The 15036-nt window shown below is 50.7% G+C and carries 14 protein-coding genes; 2 read left to right on the top strand and 12 right to left on the bottom strand.

The features are described 5' to 3' along the window. Positions 1–98: 98 nt before the first annotated feature. A complete protein-coding gene (locus tag DL94_RS0108090) occupies positions 99–1121 on the bottom strand; it encodes a deoxyguanosinetriphosphate triphosphohydrolase (protein WP_028129729.1) in 1023 nt (340 codons plus the stop codon). A gap of 142 nt (positions 1122–1263) precedes the next feature. Between DL94_RS0108090 and DL94_RS0108085 the strand changes: the two genes are divergently transcribed. Continuing rightward, entirely contained in the window at positions 1264–1797 is a 534-nt protein-coding gene (locus DL94_RS0108085) for a hypothetical protein (protein WP_028129728.1), read from the top strand. Positions 1798–1876: 79 nt separating this feature from the next. Here the strand turns inward: DL94_RS0108085 and DL94_RS0108080 are convergent, their stop codons facing one another. The 8 genes from DL94_RS0108080 to DL94_RS0108045 form a co-directional block, all read right to left on the bottom strand. Then, on the bottom strand, positions 1877–3286 hold the full coding sequence (locus tag DL94_RS0108080) for an alanine/glycine:cation symporter family protein (RefSeq protein WP_197020731.1): 1410 nt from the start codon (positions 3284–3286) through the stop codon (positions 1877–1879). 158 nt (positions 3287–3444) lie between these two features. After that, entirely contained in the window at positions 3445–4716 is a 1272-nt protein-coding gene (gene purD, locus DL94_RS0108075; protein WP_028129726.1) for a phosphoribosylamine--glycine ligase, read from the bottom strand. 12 nt (positions 4717–4728) lie between these two features. Further along, complete coding sequence (locus tag DL94_RS0108070) at positions 4729–5322, bottom strand: hypothetical protein (protein ID WP_028129725.1); 594 nt, start codon at positions 5320–5322, stop codon at positions 4729–4731. Positions 5323–5344: 22 nt separating this feature from the next. After that, the gene (gene purN, locus DL94_RS0108065) at positions 5345–5953 is read right to left on the bottom strand and encodes a phosphoribosylglycinamide formyltransferase (protein WP_028129724.1); all 609 of its coding nucleotides are present in this window, start codon (positions 5951–5953) and stop codon (positions 5345–5347) included. After that, positions 5946–7007, bottom strand: a complete 1062-nt coding sequence (purM, locus tag DL94_RS0108060; RefSeq protein WP_028129723.1) for a phosphoribosylformylglycinamidine cyclo-ligase — start codon at positions 7005–7007, stop codon at positions 5946–5948. Before purM ends, purN begins: the two co-directional genes overlap by 8 nt. A gap of 22 nt (positions 7008–7029) precedes the next feature. Further along, positions 7030–8472 (bottom strand): amidophosphoribosyltransferase, encoded by a 1443-nt coding sequence (purF, locus tag DL94_RS0108055; RefSeq protein WP_028129722.1) that lies wholly within the window; start codon positions 8470–8472, stop codon positions 7030–7032. Positions 8473–8538: 66 nt separating this feature from the next. Further along, the gene (gene purE / locus DL94_RS0108050; RefSeq protein ID WP_028129721.1) at positions 8539–9024 is read right to left on the bottom strand and encodes a 5-(carboxyamino)imidazole ribonucleotide mutase; all 486 of its coding nucleotides are present in this window, start codon (positions 9022–9024) and stop codon (positions 8539–8541) included. Positions 9025–9157: 133 nt separating this feature from the next. Further along, positions 9158–10033 carry a phosphoribosylaminoimidazolesuccinocarboxamide synthase gene (locus DL94_RS0108045; protein ID WP_028129720.1) on the bottom strand — a complete coding sequence of 292 codons (876 nt, stop codon included), beginning with the start codon at positions 10031–10033 and terminating at the stop codon, positions 9158–9160. A gap of 218 nt (positions 10034–10251) precedes the next feature. Here DL94_RS0108045 and DL94_RS0108040 point away from each other — a divergent pair, with 218 nt between their 5' ends. Next, the gene (locus DL94_RS0108040) at positions 10252–11097 is read left to right on the top strand and encodes a polysaccharide deacetylase family protein (protein ID WP_028129719.1); all 846 of its coding nucleotides are present in this window, start codon (positions 10252–10254) and stop codon (positions 11095–11097) included. Between the two features lie 728 nt (positions 11098–11825). Here DL94_RS0108040 and DL94_RS0108035 read toward each other — a convergent pair. The 3 genes from DL94_RS0108035 to DL94_RS0108025 all read right to left on the bottom strand — a co-directional run bounded on the left by DL94_RS0108035 (position 11826) and on the right by DL94_RS0108025 (position 15033). Next, a complete protein-coding gene (locus DL94_RS0108035) occupies positions 11826–14399 on the bottom strand; it encodes a heavy metal translocating P-type ATPase (RefSeq protein ID WP_028129718.1) in 2574 nt (857 codons plus the stop codon). A gap of 14 nt (positions 14400–14413) precedes the next feature. Then, positions 14414–14734 (bottom strand): metal-sensing transcriptional repressor, encoded by a 321-nt coding sequence (locus tag DL94_RS0108030; RefSeq protein WP_028129717.1) that lies wholly within the window; start codon positions 14732–14734, stop codon positions 14414–14416. Between the two features lie 80 nt (positions 14735–14814). Beyond that, positions 14815–15033 (bottom strand): cation transporter, encoded by a 219-nt coding sequence (locus tag DL94_RS0108025; protein WP_028129716.1) that lies wholly within the window; start codon positions 15031–15033, stop codon positions 14815–14817. Positions 15034–15036: the final 3 nt, after the last annotated feature.

The raw sequence follows: 15036 nt of genomic DNA, 5'->3' as shown, positions 1-15036 counted from the left end.
CTTTATACTCAAAATCCTGCTTTTTATAAATAATTTTTCTTGAAAATATAACATTTTTGCATACAGTTCTTTTACAGTATATTATTCTACTCTATTTGTCAATATCCCTTTTTATTTTTTGCCGGACTGGCCGTATGGCCTACCGGCGGCATAAAAATATCATTAAAGAGTTCCACGGCGTAACTGTCCGTAAGACCGGCTACATAATCCGTAACCACCTTCTGCCGCCCCCAGCATTCTTCCCGGCCGATGTATTCCGGCGGCAGCTCCAGAAAATTCTCCATAAAATAATGATAAAGTTCCCTTAAAACAAAGGCTGCCTGACGGCGTTCCCGGGACAGCATGTCCGAGTGATAGATGTTTTTAAACATAAACTCGCGAAAAACATCCATAAGCCCCTTGATTCTGGCTGACTGCAGAATATCGCCCTGCCCTTCAGAGCTGACAATCATATCCTCAACCATGGTCGTAATCATCTGGGAGGTACTTTCCCCCAGACCTTTGTAAATCTCTGCCGGCAGGTCCCCCGGCGTCAGCAGGCCGGCCCGCAGGCTGTCATCATAATCGTGGCATAGATAGGCAATTCTGTCAGCTACGCGCACAATCCGGCCTTCCAAGGTCCGGGGCAGCGTTGGCCCTGTATGGTTGACAATGCCGTCCTTGACTTCAAAAGTCAGATTAAGTCCCTTGCCACCCAGTTCCAAAAATTCTACGACACGCAGGCTCTGCTCATTGTGGGTAAAATGACCTGTCAAATCGTCCATGACCGATTCCCCGGCATGACCGAAGGGCGTATGTCCTACATCGTGCCCCAAGGAAATGGCCTCGGCCAAATCTTCGTTTAACCGCAGCCCCCGGGCAATAGTCCGGGATATCTGTGACACTTCCAGGCTATGCGTCATCCGGGTACGATAATGGTCCCCGGCCACGATATACACCTGAGTTTTATGTTTCAGGCGGCGGAAAGACTTCGAATGCAGGATTCTGTCCCGGTCCCGCTGAAATTTTGTACGAAAGGCACATTCCTCGATAGGCTGTTTTCTTCTGGCCTCCCGGCTCTTGGCCGCCAATGGCGATAATATCTGATATTCCTGTTCCTCAGTGCGCTCCCTGACAGTCACCTTCGCCACCTCCTGTTTCAATATATAACAGATGTTTAATTATACAATACTAGCAGATAAAATAAAAGTCCTGCAATTTTGCCAAAAATAAGTTTTTGCTGTAAAATATAAGTTAATAAATTCATTTAAAGGAGGGGATTTCATGCCTATTCGCCTGCTGACCCTCATCATGCTTTGTTTTTTACTGGTGAGCAGTCCTTTTGTCTATGCTGAATCCGGCAGTGGCCACAACATCAACGCCGATATGGCCAAAAGCAAAGCCCGCCCTACCGTTTCTGCCGAAAATGTAAACTATCATGAAGATACCGGCCTTTACGCACTGGCAGGCAATGTTCGCATCAAACTGGCAGAGCGTACCTTCCTTACACAAACTGCCAGAATAAATCCTGTCTCCCTGCTGCTCTGGACTGACGGCGGTTCGGAAATTATCGAAGGCGAGCTGCATTTTACCTGCGATGCCATGTATGCCGAGCTTTCCGGAAATACCGTCTGGTGCTTTGGCACCCGTTGCGGCGTTGAACGTCCGGGACTTGTCATTCATGGTGATAATATGCAGTACAACTGGGATACCCATATCGTCACCTTTGACGGCCATGTCTTGTGTGTACAAAAAGGAAAGAGCACCACTGCCAGCCATTTGGAATTTGACCTGGATAAGAACGATATCGTGCGGTAAGATTACGCCTTATCCAGCCAAAAAGCCCGATGAAACTGTTTTTAAAACAGTCCATCGGGCTTTTTCATTGTTTATTAAGTCAGGACATATCTACGACTTGGCCCTTTTTTTCCTTAACAACTACATTACGCTGAAAATCAAAGCACTCATCGGCAATATCCTTATGCAGGATAAGCAGGCAGATAAGGTTAGGAATCGCCATCAGGCCATTCATGGTATCAGAAAAGTTCCAGACAACTTCCAAAGCGGTGGTCGCGCCGACAAAGGTCACCAGACTGAAAAGCACCCGATAGCCCATAATCACCGGCCGTTTCTTAATCAAATACTCCAACGCTTTTTCGCCGTAATATTCCCAGCCCAAAATGGTGGAAAAAGCAAACAGGCTCAGGGAGATAGAAATAATCAGCTTGCCGTATTCACCAAAGACTGTACTGAACGCCGCAATGGTGAGCTCGGCACCGGAGAGCAGTTCCCCAGTTGCCGGATTGGTCATGCCCAACATGCCGGAGGAGGCAATAACCAGACCTGTCAGCATGCAGACAATCATCGTATCAAAGAACGTGCCAGTCATATTGACATAGCCCTGCCGGGACGCATGGTCCGTCTGAGCAGCAGCCGCAGCAATAGGTGCAGAACCCAGGCCGGCCTCATTGGAAAACACGCCACGGGCCACACCCCAGCGCATGGAGGTCAGCATTGACGCTACGATAGAGCCGCCCACACCGCCGGCCACGGAATCAAAGGAGAAGGCCATGCGGAACATTTCGGCCACACCGGCCGGCACAGCAGAGAAATTGGCAATAATCACAATCGCCGCCGTTACAAAGTAGAATGCCGCCATCCCCGGCACCACGACACTGGACACCTTGCCAATGCTGTGAATGCCGCGAATCAGCACTGCCAGCGCCAGCACAGTAATCACCGCGCCGGTGGCATAAGCAGGTATCGCATAACTGTGTGACAGGGCCATCGCAATGGAATTGGCCTGCGTCATATTACCGATACCAAAGGAGGCCAGTACGACAAACAATGCAAACAAAAACGCCAGTGTCCGGCCAATAAATTTATTTCTGATACCATAGCGCATGGCATACATGGGGCCGCCGGACATTTCCCCAACGCCGTTGGTTACACGGTACTTGACCGCCAATACCGACTCTGCATATTTGGTAGACAGGCCAAAGGCCGCGCTTATCCACATCCAAACCAAAGCACCAGGTCCACCCAGTACCATGGCCGTGGCCACACCTACGATATTACCGGTTCCCACCGTTGCCGACAGCGCCGTCATCAGCGACTGGAACGGGGAAATATCACCCTCATGGTCAGCCTTGTGCCGGAATATCATGCGTATTGCATAGCCCAGATTTATCCATGGCAAAAAACGCAGGCGCAGGGTGAGAAAAACACCTGTTCCCACCAACAAGGCCAGCATTATCGGCCCCCAGACGAAATTGTTTATATCCGCCATTAAAGCTGCAAAATCCATACATCCACATCCCTACTAATAAAATAAGAACACTCCCCTGCTGAAAATCATACAGGAGAGCGTCTGTCTTTGACGTCTACGTGTAGTATTATAATAGACTCTTGTAATCTTGTAAATATTTTTCCCATGTATTCATGGGAAAAAACCACAAAGCACATTTACCGGTTCAAGGCACGATGGGCAATGTCCTTACGATAGAATGCGTCCTTAAAGGAAATCATGGCTGCCCCCTGATAGGCCTTGTCTACAGCTGCACGCACGTTATCAGCCTTGGCCACAACGCCCAGGACACGTCCGCCATTGGTGACAATGTCTGCCCCCTTTTGCGCTGTACCGGCATGGAACACGAGGCTGCCGGCTGCCCGGGCCTCTGCCAGTCCTTTTATTTTATCGCCCTTGCGGTAAGCCCGGGGATAACCGCCAGCGGCCATGACCACACAAACAGCGGCCCCTTTGCTCCAGTCAATCTGCTGCGCGGCCAGAGTTCCGTCACAGCAGGCAGTCATTATTTCCACCAAATCACTTTCGAGCAAGGGCAGTACCACCTGGGTTTCCGGGTCACCAAACCGGGCGTTAAATTCCACTACCTTGGGGCCGTCTGCCGTAATCATCAGACCGGCATAAAGACAGCCTTTATAGGTTTTACCTTCCTGGGACATAGCCTTGATGACTGGCAACAGTATTTTGTCATAGGTTTCCTGCAAAAGCGCCTCCGTCATCACCGGTGCCGGGGCATAAGTTCCCATGCCGCCGGTATTGGGGCCTTTGTCGCCATCATAAGCACGTTTATGGTCCTGCGAGCTGATCATGGGGCAAATTGTTTGGCCATCGGTAAAGCAAAGCAGGGAGGCCTCTTCTCCAGCCATGAATTCCTCAATGACCACCCGGCTGCCGGCTGTGCCGAATTCCTTGTCCTCCATAATATCGGTAATGGCCGCCAGAGCCTCCGTTTCCGTCATGGCCACCACAACGCCTTTGCCGGCGGCCAGACCGTCAGCCTTGATGACAATGGGTGCACCCTCCTGACGAATGTAGGCCTTGGCCTTTTCCGCCTCCGTGAATACTTCGTACTTAGCCGTGGGGATATGGTACTTCTTCATCAGTTCCTTGGAGAAAGACTTGGAGCCTTCGATTTGTGCAGCCGCCTGTGACGGTCCAAAGGCCCGTATGCCGGCTGCCTCCACAGCGTCTACCAGGCCGTTGGTCAGGGGCACTTCCGGTCCCACCACGACCAAATCAATATGGTGCTGCTGGGCAAAATCCACAATGGCCTGATTGTCCGTTATCTCAATGCCATCCACGCACATGGCCTTATCCGCCATGCCCGGATTGCCCGGCAGGGCATACAGCCTGTCCGTCTTGGGCGATTGGGCAATTTTCCAAACTAACGTGTGTTCACGGCCGCCGCTGCCGATTACCAGTATATTCATTTTACTTACCCCTTATTTTGCCAACTGCTGTTTTAAGTAATCCTGAATCATCGTGTCATAAGCCGCCGTATGTGCAAAAGCCTCCTGTGCCAGCTCCATACGGGTTTTGTCATCTACACCGCCATTTTTCTTAATCTGGTCAATGACATCATTATATTTTGCCGGATTGGTTACGATGGTGACAAATTTAAAGTTTTTAGCCGACGCACGCACCATCGCCGGGCCGCCGATATCAATGTTTTCAATGGCCTCAGCCAGCGTTACATTAGGCTTGGCAATGGTTTCCTTGAAGGGATAGAGATTGACAGCTACGAGGTCAATCCCCTTAATCCCGTGTTTTTCCATCTGGGCCACATGTTCTGCATTGTCACGTACAGCCAAAATGCCGCCATGAATATAGGGATTCAAGGTTTTCACACGGCCGTCCATGATTTCAGGAAAGCCCGTTACATCACTGACGTAGGTTACAGGAATTCCGGCCTCCTTGATGGCTTTCATGGTACCACCCGTGGAAATGATTTCCACGCCAGCCTCATGCAGCTGACGGGCAAACTCCACCACGCCTTCTTTATTGGATACGCTAATCAGGGCACGCTTAATCTGCATTTATCTGTCTCCTTTACGACATTTACTCTAAAATCGTCACCTTACGGCCATCTACTTTCAACTTGCCTTCACAGTACAGGCGGATACACTCAGGATAAATCCGGTGCTCCTCCTTGAGGACTCTGGCTCCCAGAGTTTCTTCCGTGTCGTCAGCCAGTACAGGCACCGCTGCCTGCATGATAATCGGGCCGGAATCCGTGCCCTCGTCCACAAAATGCACGGTACAGCCACTGACCTTGACACCATAAGCCAGCACATCACGATGCGCATGTGCGCCGGGGAAACTGGGCAGCAGCGCCGGGTGAATGTTCATAATCCGTCCAGCAAAATGCCCGACAAAATACGGCGTCAAAATCCGCATGAAACCGGCCAATACCACCAAGGTAACACCAGCGGCCTCGAGCTTTTCAATCAGGGCTTTTTCAAATGGTTCCCGCCCATCATACTGTGTGCGGTCAACGCAGACAGCCTCAATGCCGGCCTTACGGGCCCGCTCCAGGGCATAGGCCTCCTTATCCGTCAGCACAATGGCAATTTCTGCCGGTACCTTGCCGGCGGCAATGGCATCAATGATGGACTGCAAATCCGTGCCCCGGCCGGAGCAGAGTACGCCTAGTTTTTCCTTATGCACCAAACACACCGCCCTGCAACGTCACATCATGATTGCCTTTAACTACCCGGCCGATTTCATATACATTTTCAGCAGCCTGCTGCAAATGGGCCTTGACCGCCTCAACCTCGGCTGCCGGCACGATGAGAATCATGCCAATGCCCATGTTGAAGGTGCGGTACATTTCCGGCCATTCCACATTGCCCCACTGCTGCAGCAGGCGGAAGATAGCCGGCATTTCCCATTTGCCCGTATCGATTTCAACGGCCAGGTCCTGCGGCAGGGCGCGGGGAATATTTTCATAGAAACCGCCGCCCGTGATATGTACCATGCCGTGTATGTCAAACTTCTCTATCAATGGCAGGCAGGACTTAGGATAAAGACGGGTGGGGGTTAAGAGTTCCTCCCCGATGGTCTTGCCCAGTTCTTCCATGTATTCGTCGCCCTTAAAGCCCTTGTGGTCAAAGACAATACGGCGCACGAGTGAGTAACCATTGGAATGTACACCCGAGGACGGCAGGCCGAGAATTACATCACCTTCCTGTACCTTGGCACTGGTGATGAGCTTGCTCTTTTCCACCACACCGACAGCAAAACCGGCAATATCATATTCACCCTGCGGATAAAAACCGTTCATCTCGGCCGTTTCGCCGCCAATCAGTGCACAGCCTGACTCCTTGCAGGCCCCGGCAACACCTTTAACCACATCAGCCACCTGTTCCGGGTCCAGCTTGCCCACCGCCAGATAATCCAGGAAAAAGAGCGGTTCTGCGCCCTGCACCAGAATATCATTGACGCACATGGCTACGGCGTCCTGACCGATGGTATCATGCTTATCCAGCATAAAGGCCAGTTTGAGCTTGGTGCCTACACCGTCCGTACCGGACACGAGCACCGGTTCCTTGTACTTGCCGCTGTTTAAGGCAAAGAGGCCGCCAAAGCCGCCTAAATCTCCCAATACCTCCGGGCGGTAGGTCGCTCTGACGCTTTCCTTAATGAGTTCCACCGACTTATTGCCGGCATCAATATCCACCCCGGCATCTTTATAGGTAATTCCTGCTTTGTTCTCCGTCATTGTCAGCTGTTTCCTCACTTTATCAATTTTGTTTACGCTGTTCAAATACATACTTGCTGTCGCCTGCAGGCTTTTCTCCCTCGGCAATGGGGTAAGCGCTGTTAAAGCAGGCATAGCACATGTCCTCGGCATTAACCGCCGACACACAGGACTTCAGCCCGTCCAGGGACAGGAAGTGCAGACTATCTGCCCCGATAAACTGGCGGATTTCCTCCACACTCTTGGTGGCAGCAATCAGTTCCTTACGTACCGATGTATCAATGCCATAAAAGCAGGGATAACCGATAGGCGGACTGCTGATACACATGTGAACCTCTTTGGCTCCGGCCTGGCGGAGCAGGCGCACGATTTTACCACTCGTCGTGCCCCGGACAATGGAATCATCAACCATGATAACCGACTTGCCCTCCACCACGGAACGAATGGCATTGAGCTTTAATTTCACGCTGTTATCACGTTTTTTCTGCGTCGGCTGAATGAAGGTACGTCCGATATAACGGTTTTTAATCAGACCTTCCACAAAGGGAATCCCTGACTCATAGGCAAAGCCTGTGGCGGCCGTAGTACCGGAGTCCGGCACAGAAATGACAATATCACCCTTAAAGCCGGATTCCCGGGCCAATACCCGGCCCATCATAAATCTGGCGTCATGGACGCTTTGACCGTCAATCACCGAGTCCGGACGGGCAAAGTAAATGTACTCAAAGATACAGGAAGCCTTCTTTTCCTCCGTGGCAAACGGATAGGACTTCACGCCGCTTTCATCAATGACCACCATTTCCCCGGGAGCAATATCACGGACAAACTCCGCGCCGGCCACATCGAGGCCGCAGCTTTCGGAGGAAATAATATAGCTGCCCTCCTCCGTTTTGCCCAGGCATAACGGACGGAATCCCTGCGGGTCACGGGCACCAATCAGCTTATCCTCTGTCATAATGGTCAGGCAGTAGGCACCGCGGATTTTTTTCAGACTTTCGATAATCTTCTCTTCCACCGTTTCTTCCCGGCTGCGCGCAATGAGATTGACAAAAACCTCGGAGTCAATGGACGTCTGGAAAATCGTCCCCTGCTCCTCGAGCTCATGGCGGATTTCCGCCGCATTGGTCAGATTACCGTTATGAGCCAGGGCAATTTTGCCGCCGGAGTAATTTACCATCAGCGGCTGGGTATTGCATAACAGGCTGGAGCCCGTGGTGGAATACCGCACATGCCCAATGGCAATGCACTGATTATCCATATGGGGAATCTGATGACGGAAAACCTCATTTACCAGCCCCATGCCCCGGTTTACATCCATCCAGGCACCGTCCGTAATCGCGATACCGGCGCTTTCCTGTCCGCGGTGCTGCAAGGCATAGAGTCCCAGATATGTCAGAGCTGACACATCTTCCGTATGGGAATATACACCGTAAACACCGCACTCTTCTTTCCATTTCGGTTCTAAGTTATAGCCATTTTCATACATGGTTATGTTTATCTCTCACTTCGTATAAATAATTTTTTACAAAAAAACAGTCCGCTGCCGCGCGCTTTAAAGCTGCGCAGCAACACGGGCTGCTTTCTTGTCCACTTCTTCTACCATTTTTTCACGATAAGCCGCCAGCTTTGCCGCCAGGTCAGAATTGCCCACAGCAAAAATCTGCACAGCAAAAATCGCCGCATTCTTGGCCCCGTTAATGGCCATAGTTGCCACCGGCACACCGGAAGGCATCTGCACCGTGCTCAGGAGCGCGTCCATACCATTTAAGGCCGTGGCATTGATGGGCACACCAATAACGGGCAGCGTAGTATAGCTGGCTACCACACCTGCCAGGTGAGCTGCTGCGCCAGCCGCCACAATAAATACACCCACGCCTTTTTCCGGTGCAGACAAAACAAACTCACGCACCTTAGCCGGGGTACGATGAGCGGAGGCCACCACAACTTCAATCTCTATCCCAAAACTTTTGAGCAAATCTGCCGCCGGTTTCAGAATCGGCCAGTCAGAATCACTGCCCATAAGGATTGCTGCTTTCATTAAAGTTTGTTCTCCTTTCACCAAGCATCTTATAGCGAACCTATAGATACTTGTTTTTCATAGTAATCACATGCGCTCCCCGCCGGGAACCGGCGGACGTAAAGCACATGCCGGGATTTACGTCCGCATTTCCTTAACGGGAAAATCCTTTACCAGTCAAAAGCTCGTAAGCCTCTTTGTATTTTGCAATGGTCTTGTCGATGATATCCTGCGGCAGCTGATAATCACTGTCCGGATTTGCCTTTAACCAATCGCGTACAAACTGCTTGTCATAAGAAGGCTGGCTCTTGCCTTTTTCATATCCTGCCAGCGGCCAGAAACGGGAGCTGTCCGGAGTCAGCACTTCATCACCCAGTACGATATTGCCATCCTCGTCAACACCAAACTCAAATTTCGTATCAGCAATGATAATGCCCTTAGTCAGTGCATACTCAGCACATTTCTTGTAAATGGCGATGGTATAATCACGAATCTTTTCTGCATATTCCTGACCGTGACCAGGGAATTCCTTTTCCAAAACCTTGGCGCCCTGTTCCAGGGAGACGTTTTCGTCATGGTCGCCCAGTTCAGCTTTGGTGCTGGGGGTAAAAATCGGCTCAGGCAGTTTTTCTGATTCCTGCAAACCTGCCGGCAGCTCAATACCGCAGATCGTGCCGTTTTCCTTATAGCTTTCCCAGCCGCTGCCGGTAATATAGCCGCGAACAATGCACTCCATCGGAATCATGTGCAGTTTCTTGCACTTCATGCTGTTGCCCTGAAATTCCTCCTGCTGGAAGTATTCCGGCATATCGGCATTGTCCACCGACAGCATGTGGTTAGGAATGATATCACTGGTGAAATCAAACCAGAACCGGGACATCTGGGTGAGTATAGCCCCCTTGTCCGTAATCTTGTTCTTCAGGATGTGGTCAAAGGCCGAAATACGGTCCGTAGCCACCATGATGATGCTGTCATCAGCCTCATAAACCTCGCGAACTTTACCGGATTTGAAAGGTTTGTACGTTTTCATTGATTTTATCGTCTCCCATAAAATACTAGAAAATAAATCATCGACTCTTACATCATATCGATATTTTTTTTACCTGTCAACGATTTTTAGGACACATGTCCTTGAATTGTTGCCACCTGCAAATAGTCAGGGGATAATGTCCTTTTTCATTTGACATAGCCTGCCCATTGTTATATATTAGTGAACGTATTAAAAGAATATTAAGAGGATGTATACGAATGATAATCTGGATAAAACGGCTGGCAATCATCATGCTGGTCATCTGTGCAGCCCTGTTCGGGATTGTTTTTTACATTATGCACAAGCCCAACCAGCCTGTGCCGGTACTGAACTACCATCAGATTAACGACCGGGATGAAAACGCCCTGACCGTACACACGGATCAGTTTGACTCCCAAATGAAGTATCTGGCAGATAATGGCTATCATACCATTACGCCCGATGAAATGGTGTCCGCCTGGGAATCAGGCACTCCTTTGCCGGAAAAGCCCGTTATCATCACTTTTGATGACGGCTATGCTGACAACTACCGTTGTGCTTACCCTATACTGCAAAAGTACAACCTCAAAGGCACCATCTTTTTGGTTTCTGATTTCATCAGCACGTATCCCAACTATCTGACCTGGGCGCAAATCCTGGAAATGCAGGAAAGCGGCCTGATGAACTTTGAAAGCCATACGCTGTCCCATGCTCAGCTGGACACCACGAGTCCGGAAGAAACGTGGAATCAGCTGTACAACTCCAAAAAGGCTTTGGAATGGTATTTGAAAACAGATGTAAACTTCCTGGCCTACCCCTGTGGTTTCTATGATGAGGAATTGCAAAGCAAGGTAAAAGAGGCCGGATATAAAGGTGCCTTTACCGTCAACTTCGGCTTTGCGGACAAGGACGCCAACCGCTATATACTGGACCGCGTGCCCATCTTCGGCTGCACCAATCACACCCTGATGCGGTTTAAAATGCGCTTACAGTACGCTCCGATATTCGCGCCGCTGGCTCAAATCCACAAACAATTATTGGATAACAATCATACCTTTATCGCCAGATTTATTCCCACGCCATAAAAAAGGGACTGTGAAAAATCCCTTAACCTAAAAAGTCCGTTGACAAAAAATGTCAATGGACTTTTTTAAATTGAAGTTTGACGGTCAAAGAGTTCTTAAAAATATCCCGTTCATACGTGCATGGGGTTCACGGGGGAGTAATTTTTCTGCCTCCGCTAAACGACACACCTCGGAAAAGATAGCTGTCCAGTTACCTGCGCCGGGCAGGCCAACGGCGCTCCTTTCAGCGTAGTTGCTTAGTGATGTCCTGCAGTGTGCCGGCCTTCGCTGCGCTCAGGCAGTCGCTCCCCGCATAAAAATCACTCCCCCGTTCGCCCCCAGCAACGCTATTTACAATTGTCACGAACCCGTTGCTCCTGTTACAAGAACATCGATGTGCCTGCTCCCTGTCACTGCGAAAGAATCAGTTTACACAAACGTCGCTTAGGGCGGAGGTGGTGATGCTTTTCGCAGTGGAACGACTGTCCGAACGCAGTGAGGACTGGCCCACAAACAACAGTTTCTAGAAACCGAGATGAACAATCGCGCCGACTGCTTGCCGGCGCATGTTACTAGAAAAGTACATACTTTTGCTGGTGGGCCATTCAGTGAAACAGCGAAAAGTATTACCACCTCCACCCGACTGAGCTGTAACAAATAAAAATAAGCACGCACCAAACGTTAAACTGCAATTTATGTTTGTCGATAAGCTATAGTATACTTTTTGCACAGCACCTTTTTGTCACTGATTAACCTACCAGTTCATACCCGGCATCGGTGATTACCTGCGCAAATTCATCCCGGGAAATGTCCCTTCCGGCGGTAACTTTAGCCGTACCAGCCTCCAGATTTACCTCCACAGCCGTGACACCGGCCATCTTGCTCAGGGCGTCATTTACATGTTTCTGACAATGAGCACACATCATGCCCTCAATCTTTAATTCAGTTTCCATAGCCATTTTTATTCCTTCCTTTCCGACAGATACCTGTCTTTCCTGATTACCTTGTGTATTTTCACTCCCGGCGTCACTGCGCTCCGGCCGGAAAGACCGCAGCCGCAATGCGTTCAGAACCACACAAACACTGGACATACTCATGGCCGCTGCCCCTATCATCGGGGAGAGCTTTAGCCCAAAAGCCGGGTACAAAAGACCTGCGGCCAAAGGTATGCAAATGATATTGTAGATAAATGCCCAAAACCAATTTTCTTTGATATTGCGGATTACGGCCCGGGACAGCTTGATGGCACTTACCGCATCGAGCAGATTGCTCCTGATAAGCACAGCGTCAGCACTATCCATAGCCACATCTGTACCGGCACCAATGGCAATGCCTGCGTCTGCCCGTGCCAGGGCCGGAGCGTCATTGATACCATCACCAATCATAGCCACCTTGTGCCCTGCGGCCTGCAAAGCAGCAATATGCTGCTCCTTCATGGCCGGCAGCACCCCGGCAATGCATTTTGTCAATCCCAGACGGCGGCGCACGGCCTCGGCGGTACGTTCATTATCACCGGTCAGCATTATGACTTCCAGCCCCATTTGTTTCAGCTGCCTGATAGCCTCGCTGCTGGATTCCTTCACCCTGTCAGCGGCAGCGATAATCCCGGCCAGCCTGCCGTCCTGTGCGAACAGCAGCGGTGTTTTCCCCTCAGCAGTGAGCCTTGTCAATTCCTTATGGCAGGACGCCGTATCTACGCCCTGTTCCTCCATAAAGGCCGCATTGCCAGCCAGGCACAGGCTGGCACCGGCACGGCCTGTAAGCCCCTTGCCAATAACAGCCTGAAAATCATTTACCGGCACAGGCGTCAGCCCCTTTTCCGCCGCATAGGCCATAACGGCCTCAGCCAACGGATGTTCACTGTTTTTCTCCAGCCCTGCCGCCAATGCTGTCAGCTCAGATTCGGATAAGGCCAGGGGAATTACATCAGTAACCACAGGCTTGCCCTCTGTAATGGTTCCTGTCTTATCCATGACCACCGTATCTACGGCCTGGGCATTTTCCAGTACTTCACCGGATTTTATGAGAATGCCGTTCTCCGCTCCCTTGCCGGTCCCTACCATAATCGCCACCGGCGTAGCCAGTCCCAGGGCACATGGACAGGAAATGACGAGCACGGAAATCGCCATCGAAAACGCAAATTCCACACTCTCGCCTAAGGCCAGCCAGATACCACCGGCAGCCAGCGCAATGATGATAACCACCGGCACAAACACCCCGGCTATGCGGTCAGCCAGTCTGGCCAGTGGTGCTTTGCTGGCGCTGGCCTCTTCTACCAGGCGGATTATCTGGCTGATAGCCGTATCACCGCCCACTTTTTCCGCCCGGAAATGAATTGCGCCGTTTTTATTCAACGTGGCCGCCGTAACCTTGTCACCGGGCTGCTTAAACACCGGCAGGCTCTCCCCCGTCAGCGCCGACTCGTCCACACTGGTCTGGCCGGAAAGCACCACACCATCAGCCGGCAGTCGTTCTCCGGGACGCACGACTATTTCATCGCCCACGGCCAGACTGTCGGCCGGGATAGTGACTTCCTGACCGCCGCGCATGACAACGGCCTGCTGTGGTGCCAAAGCCATAAGCCCGGCCAGTGCCGCACCTGTTTTGCCTTTGGCCTTGGCCTCCATGAATTTTCCCACGGTAATCAGCGTAACTATCATACCTGCCGATTCAAAATAAAGATTACGGCTGTACTCAGCTACCAGTCCCCAGTCACCATGGCCGAGTCCCCAGCTCATGCGAAACATGGCAAAGGCCCCGAATACGGCCGCCGCCATCGAGCCCATGCCCACGAGGCTGTCCATATTCGGCGCACCTTGAAACAGATTGCGGAAACCATTTATATAGTATTTCCTGTTCAGGTACATTATGGGCAGCAACAACAAAAACTGGACCAAAGTAAAGGTTAAGGCATTTTCCGGGCCGGCAAAAATCGTCTGTATAATTTCCGGCACTGGCAGGCCCAGCCAGCCATAAACCATCTGGTGCATGGCGATATACATAAGCGGCAGTAAAAACACAAGTGATAAACAAAGCCGTTGTTGCAATGCCGCTGCGTCCTTAGCCCATATATCATCGCCGTCAGCCTGCGGCTCACTTGTCTGCTTTGTGTCCTTCAGACTGGCCCCATAGCCTGCCTGTTCCACAGCCGCAATGATTTGCGCCGGACTTAGCTGCCCTTCATCATAAGCAAGCTGCAGGGAATTAGTCAACAGATTTACGCTCACGTCCTGCGTGCCAGCCAGTTTCGTCACAGCTTTTTCCACTCTGGCCGAACAAGCCGAACAGGTCATGCCTGTAATCGTAAACCGTTCTTTTTTCATTTTATCACCTCGCCTCAGCGAACCATTTTGCTCAATAGCATTACGAGCTCGTCCACCACTGCGTCATCACCTTCACGGATATCATGCACTACGCAGCTTTTGATATGCTCAGACAAAAGCTCCTTATTAAAAGCGCCCAAGGCGGCTTGAATTGCACTGACCTGCGTCATGATATCCACACAGTACCTGTCATCTTCCACCATACGGCGAATGCCCCGTACCTGCCCTTCAATACGGTTCAGCCGGGATATCAGTTTCTTGTATTCCCTGCCATCCTTATCGCGGTGTTTATGTCTTACTTCACCGCCACAGCAGCCTGCAGCACTTGTTTCCATAAAAGCCTCCATACACAAATATACCCCCTATAGGTATAAATTTTATACCTATAGGGGGTATATGTCAAGATTGCCGGCAATCAGATAAAGACCTCACAGTCATCTTCGACACGCTTGCAGTTATTGCGGACATTTTCCATAACAGCCTGTACATCCTGGCCTTCTTCAAATTCCACCTTCATTTTCAAAGTCATGAAATTGACGCTGGCGTCTTTAACCCCGGCCGTGTTTTTGGCAGCCTCTTCCATCAGATTTGCACAGTTAGCACAGTCTACTTCAATTTTGTAAGTTTTCTTCATGAT

It is taken from the genome of Selenomonas sp. AE3005 (assembly GCF_000686945.1).
Taxonomy (GTDB): Bacteria; Bacillota; Negativicutes; order Selenomonadales; family Selenomonadaceae; genus Selenomonas_A.
This window is presented reverse-complemented; position numbering and strand designations above follow the sequence as displayed.

Bases quoted from the DNA above. Each gene is read 5' to 3' on its own strand.
- DL94_RS0108085 (WP_028129728.1), top strand. From the start codon at position 1,264: ATGCCTATTCGCCTGCTGACCCTCATCATGCTTTGTTTTTTACTGGTG.
- DL94_RS0108080 (WP_197020731.1), bottom strand. From the start codon at position 3,286: ATGGATTTTGCAGCTTTAATGGCGGATATAAACAATTTCGTCTGGGGG.
- purD (WP_028129726.1), bottom strand. From the start codon at position 4,716: ATGAATATACTGGTAATCGGCAGCGGCGGCCGTGAACACACGTTAGTT.
- DL94_RS0108070 (WP_028129725.1), bottom strand. From the start codon at position 5,322: ATGCAGATTAAGCGTGCCCTGATTAGCGTATCCAATAAAGAAGGCGTG.
- purM (WP_028129723.1), bottom strand. From the start codon at position 7,007: ATGACGGAGAACAAAGCAGGAATTACCTATAAAGATGCCGGGGTGGAT.
- purF (WP_028129722.1), bottom strand. From the start codon at position 8,472: ATGTATGAAAATGGCTATAACTTAGAACCGAAATGGAAAGAAGAGTGC.
- purE (WP_028129721.1), bottom strand. From the start codon at position 9,024: ATGAAAGCAGCAATCCTTATGGGCAGTGATTCTGACTGGCCGATTCTG.
- DL94_RS0108045 (WP_028129720.1), bottom strand. From the start codon at position 10,033: ATGAAAACGTACAAACCTTTCAAATCCGGTAAAGTTCGCGAGGTTTAT.
- DL94_RS0108040 (WP_028129719.1), top strand. From the start codon at position 10,252: ATGATAATCTGGATAAAACGGCTGGCAATCATCATGCTGGTCATCTGT.
- DL94_RS0108035 (WP_028129718.1), bottom strand. From the start codon at position 14,399: ATGAAAAAAGAACGGTTTACGATTACAGGCATGACCTGTTCGGCTTGT.
- DL94_RS0108030 (WP_028129717.1), bottom strand. From the start codon at position 14,734: ATGGAAACAAGTGCTGCAGGCTGCTGTGGCGGTGAAGTAAGACATAAA.
- DL94_RS0108025 (WP_028129716.1), bottom strand. From the start codon at position 15,033: ATGAAGAAAACTTACAAAATTGAAGTAGACTGTGCTAACTGTGCAAAT.